Here is a 17,489-nt window from a genome sequence, read left to right as displayed (position 1 = left end):
TCCATCAAAGGAAATAAAATTATGCACTACTCTATTCAAGATTTTATTCAACTCATCGCCCAACTTCGCAATCCAAATGGCGGATGCCCTTGGGATTTAAAACAAAATTATGAATCCATGATTCCTTGTTTAACGGAAGAAACTTACGAAGTAATCGAAGCCATTGAGAAAAAAGACATACCAAATTTACGTGAAGAATTAGGGGATTTATTGTTGCAAGTCGTTTTCTTCAGCCAGCTTGCAACGGAAGATAAATACTTTACTTTTGACGATGTGTTACAAGATATCGCTGAAAAAATTGTACGCCGTCATCCTCACGTGTTTGGTGATGCAAAAGCGGGGGACGAAACAGAAGCTCTTTCCCGTTGGAACGAAATGAAAGCCAAAGAAAAACAAGGTAAAAGTGAAGAAACCTCTATTTTAGATAATGTGCCTCGTGCTTTGCCTTCTCTTACGCGAGCAACAAAATTACAAAAACGTTGTTCAAAAGTAGGGTTTGATTGGGAAGAAATTTCACCCGTATTTGACAAAGTGCGGGAAGAATTAGAAGAAGTTCAAGCTGAAATTAACCGCACTTCGATTGAACAAAATAAAGTAGAAGAGGAAATCGGCGATTTATTGTTCGCAACCGTCAATCTTGCTCGCCACTTAAAATGTGATCCTGAAGATGCATTGCGGAAAGCAAATTTAAAATTTGAACGTCGTTTTCGAGCAGTAGAGCAAGCGGTTCAACAACAAGGTAAGCAAGTGAATAATGTGCCACTTATTGAATTAGATTTGTTATGGGATGAAGTGAAAAAACAAGAAAACTAATTGAGAAGTGCGGTAAAAATTTCTCTCATTTTTTACCGCACTTTCTTCGTTAAAGTTGCTGAATATCCAGTGCCATTTGGTCTAGCATTTCATAACGTTTACGATACATAGAACGTTTTTTACTTGCGATATCTTCTAATTGTTTGCGTTCAATATCTAAAGGTAATTGCCAATAGTTATGGCGATATTCTCCTTGGTTTTCTTGCCAAAATTCATCGTAATTAAACAAAATCTTACTGCGCGCAGAAAGACGATATTTTCCTTGCGCTTTGTGCGGAATGCCCACTAACTCACATTGCCATTTTTCAGCAAGCATTTTGAACGCATTAACCAACATAAACATTGGTCGCATACCGTGTAATGCTTTCGTAGCCTGTTTCACAAGTTCTTGTGCATTGTCGCTTGAGGGGCCTTGAATTGAGGCGATAAGCAATTTATTCGGGCTTAAAAAAGTGAAAGACGCATCATATACTCGTTCGTTATTTTGATTGCGAATATTAATAGAAAAATATCCTTCAAAGGGATCGATATGATTAATACTCAACGATAAACGCAAATCCTCAGTTAATTGGGTTAGCACGATATGTTGTTGATCTAATAATTGTTGGCAAAGCGAACGTCCCATTTTTTCTTCTGCCAAACGTAAATTCTCCGTAATCGCCGTTAAACGTTCTGAAGCAGAAAAACGTTTATCGCAAAAGGTCGTCAGAATTGTATTAGTACGATAATAATCTTGTGTAAATAAAGACTGCCATTGCGTTTCTGTATTAAGGAAATCCACTAATTGATGACATTGCTTTTGATATAACCATTTATAGCCATAATAGCGTAATTTTTCCCGCACTTGTTTAAGAAAAGGGCGATCCTTAGAATAAGGATACATTTGAACGTAAGTGGGGAAAATAAAATGATTTTTCGTGGACATAACTCAATATTTTGTGAAATTTAATAAAATTTTTCGTTATTTTAGCCATTATCACTTCATTTGCCAAAATTCTTTTTTGTTTAAAACCCACTTTATAACTCAGATTTTGTTATAATCTTTTCCTTGAATTCCTTTTTCCCTACCCCAATATTTACCCAAATTATCGGAACGAAATTATAAGAGAGACCAATTATGGCGAAGAATACCCAACGTACAATGCCCGTATTGCCATTACGCGATGTTGTCGTTTTTCCTTATATGGTGATGCCACTTTTTGTAGGGCGCGTAAAATCAATTAATGCCCTTGAAGAAGCGATGAACGATGACAAACAGATTCTTTTGGTATCCCAAAGAGAAGCTGATTTGGAAGAACCTACCCCTGAAGATTTATTTGATGTGGGTACCATTGCTAACATTATTCAGTTATTAAAATTACCTGATGGCACAGTAAAAGTGCTAGTTGAAGGTCAAAATCGCGCGAAAATTAACAGTCTTGAAGACGGCGAAAAGTGCTTTTCCGCCCAAATTACCCCTATCGAAACCACTTATGGCGATGAAAAAGAGTTAGTGGTGGCAAAAAGTGCGGTACTTTCTGAGTTTGAAAATTATCTTACCCTCAACAAAAAAGTGCCTACAGATATTCTCAATGCCCTTCAACGTATTGATGATGTTGATCGCTTAGCTGACACAATGGCTGCCCATCTCCCTGTAAGCATTCGCCATAAACAAAATGCGTTAGAACTCGCTAATGTGCAAGAACGTTTAGAATATTTGCTTGGTATGATGGAAGCAGAGGCTGATATTCTCCAAGTGGAAAAACGGATTCGCGGTCGTGTCAAAAAACAAATGGAGAAAAGCCAGCGTAACTATTATTTGAACGAGCAAATTAAAGCCATTCGTAAAGAAATGGATGGTGGCGAAAATGAAGATACCATTGATGAAGTTGAACAACTGCATCAAAAGGTGGAAGCGGCAGGCATGCCAGCTGATGTACGCGACAAAGTAGAAAATGAATTACAAAAACTTAAAATGATGTCAGCCATGTCTTCTGAAGCAACGGTAATACGCAGTTATATTGAATGGATGATCCAAGTGCCTTGGCATCAACGTTCTAAAGTGAAAAAAGACATTGTTAAAGCACAGCAAGTTTTAGATACCGATCACTATGGTTTAGATCGCGTAAAAGAACGCATTCTTGAATATTTAGCAGTACAAGCGCGTTTAAACAAAGTGAAAGGCCCGATTCTTTGTTTAGTTGGCCCTCCAGGTGTAGGTAAAACTTCTCTTGGTCAGTCTATTGCCAATGCTACTGGTCGTAAATATGTACGTATGGCATTAGGCGGCGTGCGTGATGAAGCAGAAATCCGTGGTCACCGTAAAACCTATATTGGTGCATTGCCAGGTAAATTAATTCAAAAGATGGCAAAAGTGGGCGTAAAAAATCCATTATTCTTGCTTGATGAAATCGACAAAATGGCATCCGATATGCGAGGTGATCCTGCATCAGCATTGCTTGAAGTATTAGACCCTGAGCAAAACACCACATTTAACGATCACTATTTAGAAGTGGATTATGATCTTTCTGATGTGATGTTTGTAGCAACATCAAACTCTATGAATATTCCAGGCCCATTATTGGATCGTATGGAAGTTATTCGTCTTTCTGGTTATACAGAAGATGAAAAACTTAATATCGCAATGCGCCATTTATTAGCAAAACAAATTGAACGTAATGGTTTGAAGAAAGGCGAACTTACCGTAGAAGAAAGTGCAATTTTAGATATTATCCGCTATTACACACGTGAAGCGGGCGTACGTGGATTAGAACGTGAAATTTCAAAAATCTGCCGTAAAGCCGTGAAAAATTTATTAGTAAATCCAAAACTTAAATCTATCACGGTAAATTCAGATAATCTGCACGATTATCTTGGCGTAAAACGTTTTGAATTTGGTAAAGCTGACACGCAAAACCGCATTGGTGAAGTGACTGGTTTAGCTTGGACAGAAGTGGGCGGCGATTTACTCACTATTGAAACTGCCTCTGTTGTGGGCAAAGGAAAACTTTCTTTCACTGGTTCATTAGGCGATGTGATGAAAGAATCCATTCAAGCGGCAATGACCGTTGTGCGCGCTCGTGCGGATAAATTGGGTATCAATGCTGAATTCCACGAAAAACGTGACATTCACATTCACGTTCCAGATGGTGCAACACCAAAAGATGGCCCAAGTGCAGGTATTGCAATGTGTACTGCATTAATTTCTTGTTTAACAGGTAATCCTGTGCGTGCTGATGTGGCAATGACGGGAGAAATCAGTTTACGTGGTAAAGTATTACCAATCGGTGGATTAAAAGAAAAACTTCTTGCAGCACATCGTGGCGGAATTAAAACCGTATTAATTCCAAAAGAGAACGTTAAAGATCTTGAAGAAATTCCAGAAAACGTAAAACAAAATCTTGCAATTCATGCGGTAGAAACCATTGATGAAGTGCTTGGTTTTGCATTGGAAAATCCACCAGAGGGCATTGAGTTTGTTAAAGTGAAGGCTAAACCTAAAGCACCACGCCGTAAAGTGACGAGTAAATCAGAAAGAGCGGTCAATTAATTGAATGTTTTAGGGCTTGTGAAAACAAGCCCTTTTATTGATTTTAGAGATGATAATTTCATCTTTACACAAGGTTAATTTATACTTTTCCAAATTGAAAACTTGTTAATAACACAATGCCAAAACTTCCTCCACTTTCCCTTTATATACACATTCCATGGTGCGTTCAAAAATGCCCTTATTGTGATTTTAATTCGCACACACAAAAAGGCGATATACCAGAACAAGACTATATTTATCATCTTCTGCAAGATTTGCAGGCTGATTTGCAACGCTTTAAAGATTCTATTCAACAACGAAAACTCCATTCAATTTTTATTGGTGGCGGTACACCAAGTTTGTTCTCGGCAGAAAGCATTGCGTATCTCTTAAAAGAAATAAAAAAACAGATTGATTTTGAAGATAATATTGAAATCACATTAGAAGCGAATCCTGGCACGGTAGAAGCTGAACGCTTTAAAGGTTATGTTTCAGCAGGCATTACGCGAATTTCTATGGGAATTCAAAGTTTCAATGATGATAAATTACAACGTCTTGGGCGGATTCATAATGCAGCAGAGGCAAAAAGTGCGGTCAATTTAGCGAAAGTTTCTGGGCTAAAAAGTTTCAATTTAGATTTAATGCACGGTTTGCCGAACCAAACGTTGGAAGAAGCCTTAGATGATCTTCGTCAAGCAATTGAGCTATCTCCTCCCCATATTTCTTGGTATCAGCTCACTATTGAGCCAAATACGATGTTTGCTTACCGACCACCTAAATTGCCAGATGATGACGCACTTTGGGACATTTTTGAGCAAGGTCACCAACTTTTAACGATGGCAGGCTACCAGCAATATGAAACCTCAGCTTACGCAAAAGCAGGTTTTCAATGTAAACATAATTTGAATTATTGGCGATTTGGAGATTATTTAGCCATTGGCTGTGGCGCACACGGGAAATTGACGTTTCCGACTGGCGAGATTACTCGCTTTTCTAAAACCAAGCACCCGAAAGGTTATTTGCGTGGCGAATATCTTTACGAAGAAAAAAACGTGCCAGAAATTGACCGCCCTTTTGAGTTTTTTATGAATCGCTTTCGTTTGTTAGAAGCGGTACCCAAACAAGAATTTGAAGATTACACAGGCTTGTCGCAAAGTGCGGTGAAAAATCAAATTGATTTTGCCATTCAACAAAACTATATTGTGGAAAACGCTGATTCTTGGCAAATCACTGAACACGGCAAGTTATTTCTCAATGAACTTTTGGAATTATTTTTAACGGAATCATAGTTCATCCGTTAAACCTCTCATTGCTGAAAAATTACACTTGTTTATTAAATACTCTCGTAATAAAGTAACACAATCGTTTACTTATTAAGATAAGGAAAAGAAATGAATCAATTAGAAATGAAAAAACTCGCCGCACAAGCTGCATTACAATATGTAAAAGCAGATACGATTGTTGGGGTGGGAAGTGGCTCCACAGTGAACTGCTTTATTGAAGCTTTAGGTACAATCAAAGATAAAATTCAAGGTGCCGTTGCGGCTTCAAAAGAATCAGAAGAATTATTACGTAAGCAAGGTATCGAAGTATTTAATGCAAATGATGTCTCTAGCTTAGATATTTATGTGGATGGTGCGGATGAAATCAATCCACAAAAAATGATGATTAAAGGCGGCGGTGCAGCACTCACTCGTGAAAAAATCGTTGCTGCATTAGCGAAAAAATTTATTTGTATTGTGGATTCAAGTAAGCAAGTGGATGTGTTGGGTTCAACTTTCCCATTACCAGTTGAAGTGATTCCTATGGCACGCTCACAAGTAGGCAGAAAATTAGCCGCACTTGGTGGCTCACCTGAATATCGTGAAGGGGTGGTGACTGACAACGGCAATGTGATTTTAGATGTACACAACTTCAGTATTTTAAATCCAGTCGAAATGGAAAAAGAATTAAACAACGTTGCAGGTGTCGTCACTAATGGGATATTCGCGTTACGTGGTGCAGATGTTGTGATCGTCGGGACGCCTGAGGGTGCCAAAGTTATTGACTAATTCATAATAAAAATCATAAGGAAGCAAACATGACAAACAAAGTCTCTCTAGACAAATCAAAAATCAAATTTGTATTGTTTGAAGGTGTGCACCAAAGCGCACTTGATACGCTCCATGCGGCAGGCTATACCAATATTGATTACTATAAAAAAGCACTAGATGGCGATGAATTAAAAGAAGCCATTAAAGATGCACATTTTATCGGCTTGCGTTCTCGCACCCATTTAACGGCAGAAATGATTGAGGCCGCACCCAAATTAATTGCTGTGGGATGTTTCTGTATTGGTACCAACCAAGTGGATTTAAATGCAGCAAAAGTGCGTGGAATTCCTGTATTTAATGCCCCATTCTCAAACACTCGTTCCGTCGCAGAACTAGTATTAGGCGAGATTTTATTACTTATGCGCAATGTGCCACAAGCTAATGCCGAAGTACATCGTGGCGTCTGGAATAAATCAGCGACTGGATCTCATGAAGTGCGGGGTAAAAAACTAGGAATTATTGGTTACGGCCACATTGGTTCACAATTAAGTATTATTGCGGAATCATTGGGCATGGATGTATATTTCTACGATATTGAAAATAAACTTCCGCTTGGCAATGCTAAACAGCTTCGTGGCCTTCAAGAATTACTCAGTTCTTGTGATGTGGTTTCATTACATGTGCCAGAACTGCCCTCTACCAAAAACTTAATGAACGCTGAGCGTATCGCACAATTAAAACAAGGTGCAATTTTGATCAATGCTGCGCGTGGCACAGTGGTAGATATTGATGCTCTCGCTCAAGCCTTAAAAGATGGGAAACTTCAGGGTGCCGCAATTGATGTATTCCCCGTTGAGCCCGCTTCAATTAATGAAGAATTTATCTCGCCGTTACGTGAATTTGATAATGTGATTTTAACGCCACATATCGGCGGCTCAACAGCGGAAGCACAAGAAAATATCGGTTTTGAAGTGGCAGGCAAATTTGTCAAATATTCAGACAACGGATCAACCCTTTCTTCGGTAAACTTCCCAGAGGTCTCTTTACCAGAACACGAGGGAACAAAACGCTTATTGCATATTCACGAAAATCGTCCTGGTATATTGAACAAACTGAACCAAATTTTCGTCGAAGCTAACCTCAATATTGCAGCGCAATATTTACAAACTGACCCGAAAATTGGTTATGTTGTCGTAGATGTAGAAACGAATGACGCATCGCCATTACTGACGAAATTGAAGGAAATAGATGGCACAATTCGTGCGCGAGTGCTTTACTAAATAGAAAAAAGATCAGGTTAATGCCTGATCTTTTTTTGCTTTCTTATTCAGTAATCGAATAAGGTAACTGCACTCGCTCTAACAATATTTCACTATTCAGCAACCTAAATTGTTGCTCTGAATCAATGTCGTTATTCATCACAACTTGCAACCATAAAACACCGTCTAAATTGACCGCACTTGTAATCGTACCAGTCTTACGCCAATTGGCTTCAAGCTGCATTTCAATTTCACTGCCAATTTCCGCTTCCTGCTGGGTTTGCGCTTTAAAAATAAACATTGCGCGTTTGTTTGTACCACGATATTTCGCACGAGCCACAGTTTCTTGTCCGATATAGCAACCTTTGGTAAAAGAAATAGCTTGCTCAATAGCCTGTAAATTTAACGCTTGTGGGATAAATTCATTTTGCGTTTGCGGACTTAAATTTGGCAATCCTGCTTGAATATCAGCTACTTCCCAAATTTTTTCATCGCCATTAAAATTCACGGGCAATTCACTTTCATTCAATAAAATTGAACGTTGTTCATCAATTTCTAATGAAAAGTGCGGTGTAATTTTTCCACATTTTTCACCTATTACGCCAATGATTTGCCAATCACGTAAATCAAAACTGACTTTTGAAAATACCGCATATTTTTTCAAAGCATCCAGACCGCTTGGCAAAATATCTTTCTTAACGAGTAAAAAGAATTGTTCACTACTTACTTTAAACAAACGATAAATTGCATTCATTTTACCTTTTGGGTCACAGTGAGCTGTAAGTGTCGTTGCGCCACTTGCTAATCGCACAACATCAGAAGTTAATTGCCCTTGCAAATATTTTTCTGCATCCGCACCCTGTACTTCAATCAGCTGATATTGAGTAAGAGAAATAAATTGAGACATTCTGCTTTCCTATTCTAAATTCTGAATTTGCTCACGCATTTGTTCAATAAGCACTTTTAGCTCCACCGCAGAAGCCGTGATATCGGCATTAATGGATTTAGACGCAAGCGTATTCGATTCACGATTCAACTCTTGCATCATAAAATCTAATTTACGGCCAACCGCGCCGCCTTTTTTCAAAATATTCGTGGTTTCTTTCACGTGCATTTGTAAACGATCGAGCTCTTCCGCCACATCAACGCGTTGAGCGAGTAAAATCATTTCTTGTTCCACACGTTGCGGATCAAGATTAACTTGAGCATCTTCAAAACGTTGCAATAAACGTTCACGCTGCCATTGTAAAACTGCTGGCATTTGTGACCGCACTTTATCCGCTTCCACAGCAATGGCATCTAAGCGTTGTTGAATAATATCGTTCAGTTTTTCCCCCTCACGACCACGCATTGCAATAAAATCTGTCAGTAAATCATCAAAGGCTGTCAATAAATCTTGACTAATCGCATCTAAATCTTGCTCTTGTGCTTCCACCACGCCGGGGTAACGCAACACGTCTGTCAAATTAATTTCCCCTTCTCCAGCCTGAGCTTTAATCCATTGCAAAGACTGAATCACTTGATTCGCAAGATCTTTATTTAAATTCAATTCTGCATTTGTTTGTTTTTTTGTTTCAATGCGCAAAGAACATTCAATTTTACCGCGAGTAAGACTTTGACGAAGTTTCTCACGCAACGTGTTTTCTAATCCGCGAAATTGCTCGGGCAAACGGAAAAAGTTTTCTAAATAACGTTGATTAACGGAACGAATTTCCCATACCGCATCACCCCAATCTTTTTTCACTTCAAGGCGTGCAAAGGCGGTCATACTGTAAATCATAAGTTCTCCTATTTTCTCTTAGCTTTGTCTTAGTTGATTCGCTAAGTATTGTAACGAGATGAACACAGAAAGGGAAAAGAAAATTAACACAATAAAAATCTGGAAAATTATACCTCTTAAGTAAACATTTTTGATAAATTTTAACGATAGTAAAAATGTACTAAAAACACAATTTTTTTCAAAAAAATTGCTTTTTTTAATTTTAAAGTGTATTTTTAAGGCAATATAAAATCTAATAACATTTGAGCGAGCATATACAATATGAATTTTATCTGCACTTACCATCATCACCACACCTGATTATCTTTCAGGCGTGATTGTATGTTTGGAAGATAATAAAATATCTTCCGAGTGTGATAAAAATCAGTGTAAAAGCAATAAATACCCCTCGGAAGGCAATTTTCGAGGGGTTTTCTTTTATCTCAACTTTAAAATAGGAAAAACATTATGACAAACACAACAATGCAACCAAACCGCCTTCGTATTGCTTTGCAAAAAAAAGGGCGTTTAAGCCAAGATTGTGCCATATTACTTAAACAATGTGGCGTGAAAATTAATTGGAATGAACAACGTTTAATCGCTTATGCGGAAAATTTGCCGATTGAAATTCTTCGCGTACGTGATGATGATATTCCTGGATTGATTTTTGATGGCGTAGTGGATCTTGGGATTATTGGCGAAAATGTGTTAGAAGAGGAAGAGCTTGGTCGCCGTGCAGCAAATGAAACAGTTACATACAAAAAACTTCGCCAACTTGATTTTGGTGATTGTCGTCTATCACTTGCGGTTGATCGCGATTGTCATTATGAGAATGTGAAAGATCTTGCTAATAGGCGTATTGCAACTTCTTACCCGTATTTGCTCAAACGTTATATGAATGAGAATGGGGTGTCGTTTAAAAGTTGTTTATTAAATGGTTCAGTAGAAGTCGCACCTAGTGCGGGTATTGCTTATGCGATTTGCGATTTAGTATCATCAGGGGCAACGCTTGAAGCAAATGGCTTAAAAGAAGTGGACGTGATTTATCGTTCTAAAGCTTGTTTAATTCAGCGTGCTGAACCGCTTGAATCAACTAAACAAGCTCTTGTGGATAAACTACTCACTCGTATTCAAGGTGTGCAGCAGGCAGCAGAAAGTAAATATATTATGCTCCACGCTCCGAAAGAAAAACTTGAAAAAATCACTGCGCTTTTACCTGGCGTTGAAAATCCGACCATTTTACCATTAGCCAGTGATACAACTCGGGTAGCAATGCACGTAGTGAGCCAAGAAAATTTATTTTGGGAAACAATGGAGCAGTTAAAAGAGGCAGGAGCTAGTTCAATTTTAGTGTTACCAATTGAGAAGATGATGGAGTAAATGTAGTGCGAGCTTTGACTCACCATTTAAATAATCAATATCTCAAAATGGTGGGTTATCATCCATTTTACGGATACAAAGGAAAATAAACAATGCAAACAATTATTTGGAATCATTTATCAGAAACTGAAAAACGCAAAGTCATTATGCGTCCAGTCCAACAAAATGGGAAAAACATTCAGCAGGCAGTTAATGCCATTCGTGAAAATGTGGCATACAATGGCGATCGGGCGTTATTTGAACTCTGTGAAAAATTTGATGGCGTGAAGTTAGATAAACTCATTGTTTCGGCAGATGAAATTCAAGCGGCAAGTAGTCGGATTTCTGTAAAACTTCGCAATGCGATTGAGCAAGCCAAAACGAACATTGAAGCCTTTCACAAAGCACAGCAAAATCAGGAAATTGACCTAGAGATCCAAGAAGGCGTGCGTTGCCAAGTTGTGACTCGTCCAATTTCTTGTGTAGGGCTTTATATTCCGGGTGGTTCAGCACCGCTGTTTTCCACCGTATTGATGTTAGCTATTCCTGCTAAAATTGCAGGTTGTAAAAAAATCGTGCTTTGTTCACCGCCACCGATCTCAGATGAAATTCTCTACACTGCTCATCTTTGCGGTGTGGAAACTATCTACTCTATAGGTGGTGCTCAAGCAGTTTTTGCGATGGCTCAAGGCACGGAAAGCGTGGCGAAAGTAGATAAAATTTTCGGACCTGGAAACGCATTTGTGACAGAAGCAAAACGTCAGGTAGCACAAAATAGTACGGCGATTGATATGCCAGCGGGACCTTCAGAAGTGTTAGTAATTGCAGATGAATCGGCAGATCCTGAATTTGTGGCAAGCGATTTACTCTCTCAAGCGGAACATGGGGCAGATAGCCAAGTGATTTTGGTGGCGACCTGTGAAACTCTGGCAAAAGAGACCGCACTTGCGATTGAACGCCAACTTGCTCTATTACCTCGTGCTGAAACCGCTCGAAAAGCGTTAAACCACAGCCGTATTTTTATAGCAGAAAGCCTTGAACAAACGGTAGAAATTAGCAATGAATATGCCCCTGAACATTTAATTGTGCAAACAAAAAACGCCCGTAAATTATTACCATATTTAGATAACGCAGGCTCAATTTTCTTAGGTGCATATTCGCCTGAAAGTATGGGCGATTATGCCAGTGGCACAAACCACGTTTTGCCTACTTATGGTTACACCAAAACTTATTCTAGTCTAGGATTAGCTGATTTTAGTAAGCGAATGACAGTACAAGAACTCACACCAAAAGGTTTTAAAAACCTTGCTGAAACGGTGGAAGTGATGGCAGAAGCTGAGCAATTGGCAGCACATAAAATGGCAGTAAGTGTAAGATTGGCGAAACTCAATATCTAAGATATTAATTGTAGATCTAAGCACGACACGTAAGCAGTCAAATTTTCATACAACAATACGAAATATGTATGAATGATTACAATTCGCACATTTTACAATGGAAGAAAACAATAATGACAATCACAACTTTATCCCGACAAAATATACAAGCCTTAACGCCATATCAATCCGCTCGAAAACTCGGCGGCAATGGTACGATTTGGCTGAATGCAAATGAATATCCAACCTCGCCTAAATTTCAGCTTTCGGGTAAGGATTTAAACCGCTACCCCGAACCTCAGCCTCAAAGAGTGGTACAGGCTTATGCGAATTATGCGGGCGTTTCAACTGAAAATGTACTCGTTACTCGTGGCGGTGATGAAGGCATTGAATTGATAATCCACACTTTTTGCGAACCCAAACAAGATGCCATTTTATTCTGTCCTCCGACTTACGGAATGTATGCAGTGAGCGCTGAAACGGCAGGTGTGCTAAGTAAGACCGTGCCTTTAACTGACGATTTTCAGCTTAATTTGCCAGAAATCAAAAATCATCTTAATGATGTAAAAGTAGTCTTTGTATGCAGCCCAAATAATCCGACAGGTAATTTGCTCAAGCAATCAGATATACTCGATCTTTTGCAAATCACGGCAGGCAAAGCGATTGTGGTGGTGGACGAAGCCTATATTGAGTTCTGTCCTGAAGCAAGCGTTATTAATTTGCTTAAAAATTACCCGCACTTAGCAATTATCCGCACGCTCTCTAAAGCCTTTGCTTTAGCTGGATTGCGTTGTGGTTTTGTGTTAGCAAACCCTGAGCTAATTGACATCCTAAGTAAGGTAATCGCTCCATATCCTATCCCTGTGCCGAGTGCTGATCTTGCGGAACAAGCGTTAAGACCTGCGAACATCGCCACTGTTCAAGCTCTCACACAAGAACTTCTTTCCAATCGTCAATGGCTTGCTAAAGCTCTTTTAGTTTTACATCAAGTGGAAAAAGTGTATGAAAGTGAAGCTAATTATCTGTTGATCAAATGTCAAAACGGACAAGCTGTGTTTAAGGCATTGTGGGAACAAGGAATTATTTTAAGAGACCAGAATAAGACATTGCATTTACAAAATTGTATTCGCATTACTGTGGGAACAAGGAATGAGTGTGAGAAAGTTGTTGAAGCAATTAAGGAGGTAAAATGAACCACCTCCGATTTAAGTCACAGAGCGATTCGAGATTATTTAGTTTTATACTGTTTGTATAAAGCAAATGATAAACCTCATACCATTCATATAACATACACGGAGAAAAATATGCAACCTACTCTTTTTATCGACCGAGACGGCACATTAATTGATGAACCAAAAACTGATTTCCAAATTGACAGTTTAGAGAAACTAAAATTAGAACCGAAAGTGATTCCCGCACTCCTCAGACTGAAAGCGAAATACCGTTTTGTGATAGTTTCTAATCAAGATGGGCTTGGTACGGACGCTTTTCCTCAAACAAATTTTGATAAGCCCCACAATGTAATGATGGCATTATTTGAATCTCAGGGCATTACCTTTGATGAAGTACTCATTTGCCCGCATAAGCCCGAAGAAAATTGTCTATGTCGCAAACCAAAAATTAAGTTGCTTGATCACTATATTCGTAAAAATTTATTCGATATTGACCGCTCTTTTGTCATTGGTGACCGAGAGACCGATATGCAATTAGCAGAAAATCTAGGTATTCGAGCTATTCAATACGATCCACAGAAAATGAATTGGGATCTGATTGCAGAAAAATTGTTGGGGGAAACGGTCACAAATTGTGGCAAACGTCCGCCACGTTTTGCAGAAGTAATTCGTCAAACTAAAGAGACCGATATTAAAGTGCAGGTTTGGCTAGATGAAGCTGGTGTAAATGAAATCAAAACCGGCGTTGGTTTTTTTGACCATATGCTCGATCAAATCGCCACACACGGTGGGTTTAGAATGAACGTGCAGTGTAAAGGCGATTTATGGATTGACGAACATCACACGGTGGAGGACACCGCTCTCGCCCTTGGACAAGCACTGAAACAAGCCATTGGTGACAAACGTGGTATTGCCCGTTTCGGCTTTGTGCTTCCAATGGACGAATGTAAAGCAGAATGTGCTTTAGATTTATCGGGCAGACCTTGGATCAAATTCAATGCCTGCTTTAAACGCGATAAAGTGGGCGATTTTAGTACGGAACTCACTGAACATTTCTTTCAATCTTTGGCATTTTCAATGCTTGCCACGCTTCATTTAAATGTCACGGGTAATAACGATCATCATAAAATAGAGAGCTTATTTAAAGCCTTTGGGAGAACATTAAGACAGGCGATTCGGATTGAAGGAAATGAAATGCCAAGTTCAAAAGGAGTTTTATAGTTGAAAGAGCGGTTAATTTTTGTCGTATTTTTGCAAAATTCGACCGATTGTAAAAGGATAAAAAAATGACAAACATCACGATTATAGACACAGGTTGTGCCAACCTTTCTTCTGTAAAATTCGCCTTTGACCGATTAGGTTACAATACCGAGATCACTTTTGATCTCAATAAAATCAAATCTGCCGATAAGCTGATTTTACCTGGCGTAGGCACTGCAAATGCAGCAATGTATAATTTACAAGAACGTCAATTGATCGAAACCATTCAAAATCTAACACAACCAGTGCTAGGAATTTGTTTGGGTATGCAGTTAATGACCGAATTTTCCGAAGAGGGTAATGTGCCGACCTTAAACCTAATAAGCGGAAAAACTAATCGAATTCCCGATACGGGTTTACCGTTACCTCAAATGGGATGGAATCGCGTGCAATTTGTAAAAAACTGTCCGTTATTTGATGGTATTGTGCAAAATAGTCACTTCTATTTTGTGCATAGTTATGCAGTTAGCCCGAATGAACATTCGGTGGCAATAAGCAATTATGGTGTGAATTTTTCTGCTGCGATAGCGAAAGAGAATTTTTACGGTGTACAATTTCATCCCGAACGTTCGGGTAAAAATGGTGCGTTGTTGCTAAAAAATTTTGTGGAAAAAGTACCGTTTTAATCACTAGATCATATAGTCATACAGGATCAAACACAATGAAACAATCTATTATTATCCCTGCTCTTGATCTTATCAATGGTCAAGTTGTGCGGTTACACCAAGGCGATTATGCCAAGCAAACCACCTATTCTGACAATCCAATTAAGCAATTTGATAATTATGTACGTCAAGGAGCAAAACAACTACATCTAGTCGATTTAACGGGAGCGAAAAATCCCCAATCAAGACAAACCGCACTTATTGGAAAAATCGTTGAAGCAACACAATGTAAAGTACAAGTGGGAGGAGGCATTCGTACAGAGCAAGATGTGGCAGATTTATTGGCTGTGGGTGCGAATCGCGTGGTGATTGGTTCAACCGCCGTAACTCATCGTTCAATGGTAAAAAACTGGTTCATCAAATATGGTGCGGAAAAATTTGTTCTAGCATTAGACGTGAATATTAATGCAAGCGGTCAGAAAATCGTTGCGATTAGCGGTTGGCAGGAAGAAAGTGGTGTACTATTAGAAACGTTGATCGAAGATTTCCAAACGGTTGGCTTACAACAAGTTTTATGTACCGATATTTCACGCGATGGCACCTTGACAGGTTCAAATATTGGACTTTATCAAGAAATTTGTGAGAAATATCCACCTATTCAGTTTCAATCTTCTGGAGGGATTGGTTCACTGGCTGATATTGAGGCTCTAAAAGGCACAGGTGTGTCAGGTGTAATTGTAGGTCGAGCTTTATTAGAAGGAAAATTTACGCTTTCGGAGGCAATCAAATGTTGGCAAAACGGATAATTCCTTGTTTGGATGTACGTGATGGACAGGTGGTAAAAGGGGTACAATTCCGTAACCACGAAATTATTGGCGATATTGTGCCACTTGCTCAACGCTATGCGCAAGAAGGAGCTGATGAATTGGTATTTTATGATATTACGGCTTCATCAGACGGTCGTACTGTGGATAAAAGTTGGGTAGAACGAATCGCTCAGGTAATTGATATTCCGTTTTGCGTAGCAGGTGGGATTAAAACCATTGAAGATGCGGAAAAATTGTTTGCATTTGGGGCGGATAAAATTTCGATTAATTCCCCTGCTCTCGCTGATCCAACGCTCATTTCTCGCTTAGCAGATCGCTTTGGCGTACAAGCGATTGTAGTAGGTATTGATAGTTGGTTTGAACAGGAAACAGGTAAGTATTGGGTAAACCAATATACAGGCGATGAAACACGTACCCGACAAACTCATTGGCAGTTGTTAGATTGGGTAAAAGAAGTACAACAATGCGGTGCAGGAGAAATCGTGCTAAATATGATGAATCAAGATGGTTTACGAAACGGGTACGATTTAGCCCAGCTCAAGCTGGTGCGAGGAGTATGTAGAGTACCTCTAATTGCATCTGGCGGTGCGGGTAAAATGGTACATTTTCGTGATGCTTTTATTGAAGCAAAAGTAGATGGGGCATTAGCTGCCAGCGTATTCCATAAACAGATTATTGAAATTGGCGAGTTGAAATCCTACCTTGTGAAATCAGCCATCGAGATTCGGAGTGAATAATGAATATTACTAAAATAGACTGGCAAAAAGTTAATGGTCTTCTTCCTGTTATTATTCAAAATATAAGTACTCGTGAGGTACTAATGCTTGGCTATATGAATGAAGAAGCCCTTACAAAAACCATCAAAGAACGTAAAGTAACTTTCTTCTCTCGTACCAAACAACGATTATGGACAAAAGGAGAAATCTCGGGCAATTTTTTAAATGTGGAAGAAATGAGCTTAGATTGCGATAACGACACTTTGCTCATTTTAGTTGATCCCATTGGGGCAACTTGCCACACAGGTGAATACAGCTGCTTCCATCAATTTACCTCTCCACAATCAGAGAACAAGAAGCAACAATTTGCAAATTGGGCGTGGTTTATAAAATTAGAACAACATTTAAAAGAAAAGAAAAATGCAGATCCTTCTAATTCTTATACTGCAACATTACACGCAAAAGGTACCAAAAAAATCGCCCAAAAAGTGGGGGAAGAAGGTGTGGAAACTGCCTTGGCTGCGGTCGCACAAGATAAAGCAGAAGTCATTTCTGAAGCTACAGATTTGGTCTATCACTTAACCGTATTATTACACAATCAAGATCTTCAGTGGTACGAAATTATCGCAAAACTACAAGAACGCCATCAAGGGATTGGATTACATCCAGAAGGAGGAAATAAATAAGAAAATTGTCAGGCAATATTAAGTGAGCAATTAGAAGATTTGTTTGGGCAATTCAATATCATCGTAAAATACAGTGAAACTGTGGTAATTAAATGTATTGATAAACAACAAAATTT

Annotated in this window: 16 protein-coding genes and 1 other annotated feature; of the genes, 13 read left to right on the top strand and 3 right to left on the bottom strand. The window is 38.9% G+C overall.

All coding sequences use genetic code 11. The features are described from left to right. Positions 1-21 precede the first annotated feature (21 nt). Positions 22-813, top strand: a complete 792-nt coding sequence (gene mazG / locus HMPREF2813_RS01725; protein ID WP_014550399.1) for a nucleoside triphosphate pyrophosphohydrolase — start codon at positions 22-24, stop codon at positions 811-813. A gap of 49 nt (positions 814-862) precedes the next feature. On the opposite strand, the gene HMPREF2813_RS01720 is transcribed toward mazG, so the two are convergent. Then, on the bottom strand, positions 863-1,738 hold the full coding sequence (locus tag HMPREF2813_RS01720; RefSeq protein WP_005649364.1) for a VirK/YbjX family protein: 876 nt from the start codon (positions 1,736-1,738) through the stop codon (positions 863-865). Positions 1,739-1,930: 192 nt separating this feature from the next. Here HMPREF2813_RS01720 and lon point away from each other — a divergent pair, with 192 nt between their 5' ends. The 4 genes from lon to serA all read left to right on the top strand — a co-directional run bounded on the left by lon (position 1,931) and on the right by serA (position 7,634). Next, complete coding sequence (gene lon / locus HMPREF2813_RS01715; protein WP_014550398.1) at positions 1,931-4,342, top strand: endopeptidase La; 2,412 nt, start codon at positions 1,931-1,933, stop codon at positions 4,340-4,342. 116 nt (positions 4,343-4,458) lie between these two features. Then, positions 4,459-5,610 (top strand): radical SAM family heme chaperone HemW, encoded by a 1,152-nt coding sequence (gene hemW, locus HMPREF2813_RS01710; protein ID WP_048946798.1) that lies wholly within the window; start codon positions 4,459-4,461, stop codon positions 5,608-5,610. Positions 5,611-5,712: 102 nt separating this feature from the next. Then, entirely contained in the window at positions 5,713-6,372 is a 660-nt protein-coding gene (gene rpiA, locus HMPREF2813_RS01705; protein WP_005662566.1) for a ribose-5-phosphate isomerase RpiA, read from the top strand. Between the two features lie 29 nt (positions 6,373-6,401). Further along, a complete protein-coding gene (gene serA, locus HMPREF2813_RS01700) occupies positions 6,402-7,634 on the top strand; it encodes a phosphoglycerate dehydrogenase (RefSeq protein ID WP_014550396.1) in 1,233 nt (410 codons plus the stop codon). 43 nt (positions 7,635-7,677) lie between these two features. Here serA and HMPREF2813_RS01695 read toward each other — a convergent pair whose 3' ends face one another. Both HMPREF2813_RS01695 and HMPREF2813_RS01690 read right to left on the bottom strand, forming a co-directional pair. Then, a complete protein-coding gene (locus HMPREF2813_RS01695; RefSeq protein ID WP_014550395.1) occupies positions 7,678-8,520 on the bottom strand; it encodes a CAF17-like 4Fe-4S cluster assembly/insertion protein YgfZ in 843 nt (280 codons plus the stop codon). 9 nt (positions 8,521-8,529) lie between these two features. Then, positions 8,530-9,393 (bottom strand): YicC/YloC family endoribonuclease, encoded by an 864-nt coding sequence (locus tag HMPREF2813_RS01690; protein ID WP_011961668.1) that lies wholly within the window; start codon positions 9,391-9,393, stop codon positions 8,530-8,532. Positions 9,394-9,674: 281 nt separating this feature from the next. Next, positions 9,675-9,811: a sequence feature (His leader region), on the top strand. Between the two features lie 29 nt (positions 9,812-9,840). Here HMPREF2813_RS01690 and hisG point away from each other — a divergent pair. From hisG to hisIE, 8 genes are all read left to right on the top strand, one after another. After that, positions 9,841-10,752, top strand: a complete 912-nt coding sequence (gene hisG, locus HMPREF2813_RS01680; protein WP_005686952.1) for an ATP phosphoribosyltransferase — start codon at positions 9,841-9,843, stop codon at positions 10,750-10,752. Positions 10,753-10,844: 92 nt separating this feature from the next. Continuing rightward, on the top strand, positions 10,845-12,128 hold the full coding sequence (gene hisD / locus HMPREF2813_RS01675; protein WP_005686954.1) for a histidinol dehydrogenase: 1,284 nt from the start codon (positions 10,845-10,847) through the stop codon (positions 12,126-12,128). Positions 12,129-12,241: 113 nt separating this feature from the next. Further along, positions 12,242-13,300: a histidinol-phosphate transaminase gene (gene hisC / locus HMPREF2813_RS01670; protein WP_011961667.1), complete on the top strand. Its 1,059-nt coding sequence runs from the start codon at positions 12,242-12,244 to the stop codon at positions 13,298-13,300. A 111-nt stretch (positions 13,301-13,411) separates the two neighbouring features. Next, positions 13,412-14,500, top strand: coding sequence for a bifunctional histidinol-phosphatase/imidazoleglycerol-phosphate dehydratase HisB (gene hisB / locus HMPREF2813_RS01665; protein ID WP_011961666.1), 1,089 nt, complete (start codon positions 13,412-13,414; stop codon positions 14,498-14,500). A 65-nt stretch (positions 14,501-14,565) separates the two neighbouring features. Next, positions 14,566-15,165 carry an imidazole glycerol phosphate synthase subunit HisH gene (gene hisH / locus HMPREF2813_RS01660; RefSeq protein WP_005649382.1) on the top strand — a complete coding sequence of 200 codons (600 nt, stop codon included), beginning with the start codon at positions 14,566-14,568 and terminating at the stop codon, positions 15,163-15,165. Positions 15,166-15,200: 35 nt separating this feature from the next. Further along, positions 15,201-15,950: a 1-(5-phosphoribosyl)-5-[(5-phosphoribosylamino)methylideneamino]imidazole-4-carboxamide isomerase gene (hisA, locus tag HMPREF2813_RS01655; RefSeq protein WP_005649383.1), complete on the top strand. Its 750-nt coding sequence runs from the start codon at positions 15,201-15,203 to the stop codon at positions 15,948-15,950. Next, entirely contained in the window at positions 15,932-16,708 is a 777-nt protein-coding gene (gene hisF / locus HMPREF2813_RS01650) for an imidazole glycerol phosphate synthase subunit HisF (RefSeq protein ID WP_005652059.1), read from the top strand. The genes hisA and hisF overlap by 19 nt, the downstream gene beginning before the upstream one ends. After that, complete coding sequence (gene hisIE / locus HMPREF2813_RS01645; RefSeq protein ID WP_005649391.1) at positions 16,708-17,373, top strand: bifunctional phosphoribosyl-AMP cyclohydrolase/phosphoribosyl-ATP diphosphatase HisIE; 666 nt, start codon at positions 16,708-16,710, stop codon at positions 17,371-17,373. The genes hisF and hisIE overlap by 1 nt, the downstream gene beginning before the upstream one ends. Positions 17,374-17,489: the final 116 nt, after the last annotated feature.

Source organism: Haemophilus sp. HMSC066A11 (genome assembly GCF_001811665.1).
GTDB classification, from domain to species: Bacteria; Pseudomonadota; Gammaproteobacteria; order Enterobacterales; family Pasteurellaceae; genus Haemophilus; species Haemophilus influenzae.
This window is presented reverse-complemented; position numbering and strand designations above follow the sequence as displayed.

Excerpts from the sequence above, each read along its gene's own strand:
- HMPREF2813_RS01720 (WP_005649364.1), bottom strand. The coding sequence starts at position 1,738 with ATGTCCACGAAAAATCATTTTATTTTCCCCACTTACGTTCAAATGTAT.
- HMPREF2813_RS01690 (WP_011961668.1), bottom strand. The coding sequence starts at position 9,393 with ATGATTTACAGTATGACCGCCTTTGCACGCCTTGAAGTGAAAAAAGAT.
- hisF (WP_005652059.1), top strand. The coding sequence starts at position 15,932 with ATGTTGGCAAAACGGATAATTCCTTGTTTGGATGTACGTGATGGACAG.
- hisB (WP_011961666.1), top strand. The coding sequence starts at position 13,412 with ATGCAACCTACTCTTTTTATCGACCGAGACGGCACATTAATTGATGAA.
- hisC (WP_011961667.1), top strand. The coding sequence starts at position 12,242 with ATGACAATCACAACTTTATCCCGACAAAATATACAAGCCTTAACGCCA.
- rpiA (WP_005662566.1), top strand. The coding sequence starts at position 5,713 with ATGAATCAATTAGAAATGAAAAAACTCGCCGCACAAGCTGCATTACAA.
- hisG (WP_005686952.1), top strand. The coding sequence starts at position 9,841 with ATGACAAACACAACAATGCAACCAAACCGCCTTCGTATTGCTTTGCAA.
- hisA (WP_005649383.1), top strand. The coding sequence starts at position 15,201 with ATGAAACAATCTATTATTATCCCTGCTCTTGATCTTATCAATGGTCAA.
- hisIE (WP_005649391.1), top strand. The coding sequence starts at position 16,708 with ATGAATATTACTAAAATAGACTGGCAAAAAGTTAATGGTCTTCTTCCT.
- hisD (WP_005686954.1), top strand. The coding sequence starts at position 10,845 with ATGCAAACAATTATTTGGAATCATTTATCAGAAACTGAAAAACGCAAA.
- hemW (WP_048946798.1), top strand. The coding sequence starts at position 4,459 with ATGCCAAAACTTCCTCCACTTTCCCTTTATATACACATTCCATGGTGC.
- lon (WP_014550398.1), top strand. The coding sequence starts at position 1,931 with ATGGCGAAGAATACCCAACGTACAATGCCCGTATTGCCATTACGCGAT.
- mazG (WP_014550399.1), top strand. The coding sequence starts at position 22 with ATGCACTACTCTATTCAAGATTTTATTCAACTCATCGCCCAACTTCGC.
- HMPREF2813_RS01695 (WP_014550395.1), bottom strand. The coding sequence starts at position 8,520 with ATGTCTCAATTTATTTCTCTTACTCAATATCAGCTGATTGAAGTACAG.
- serA (WP_014550396.1), top strand. The coding sequence starts at position 6,402 with ATGACAAACAAAGTCTCTCTAGACAAATCAAAAATCAAATTTGTATTG.
- hisH (WP_005649382.1), top strand. The coding sequence starts at position 14,566 with ATGACAAACATCACGATTATAGACACAGGTTGTGCCAACCTTTCTTCT.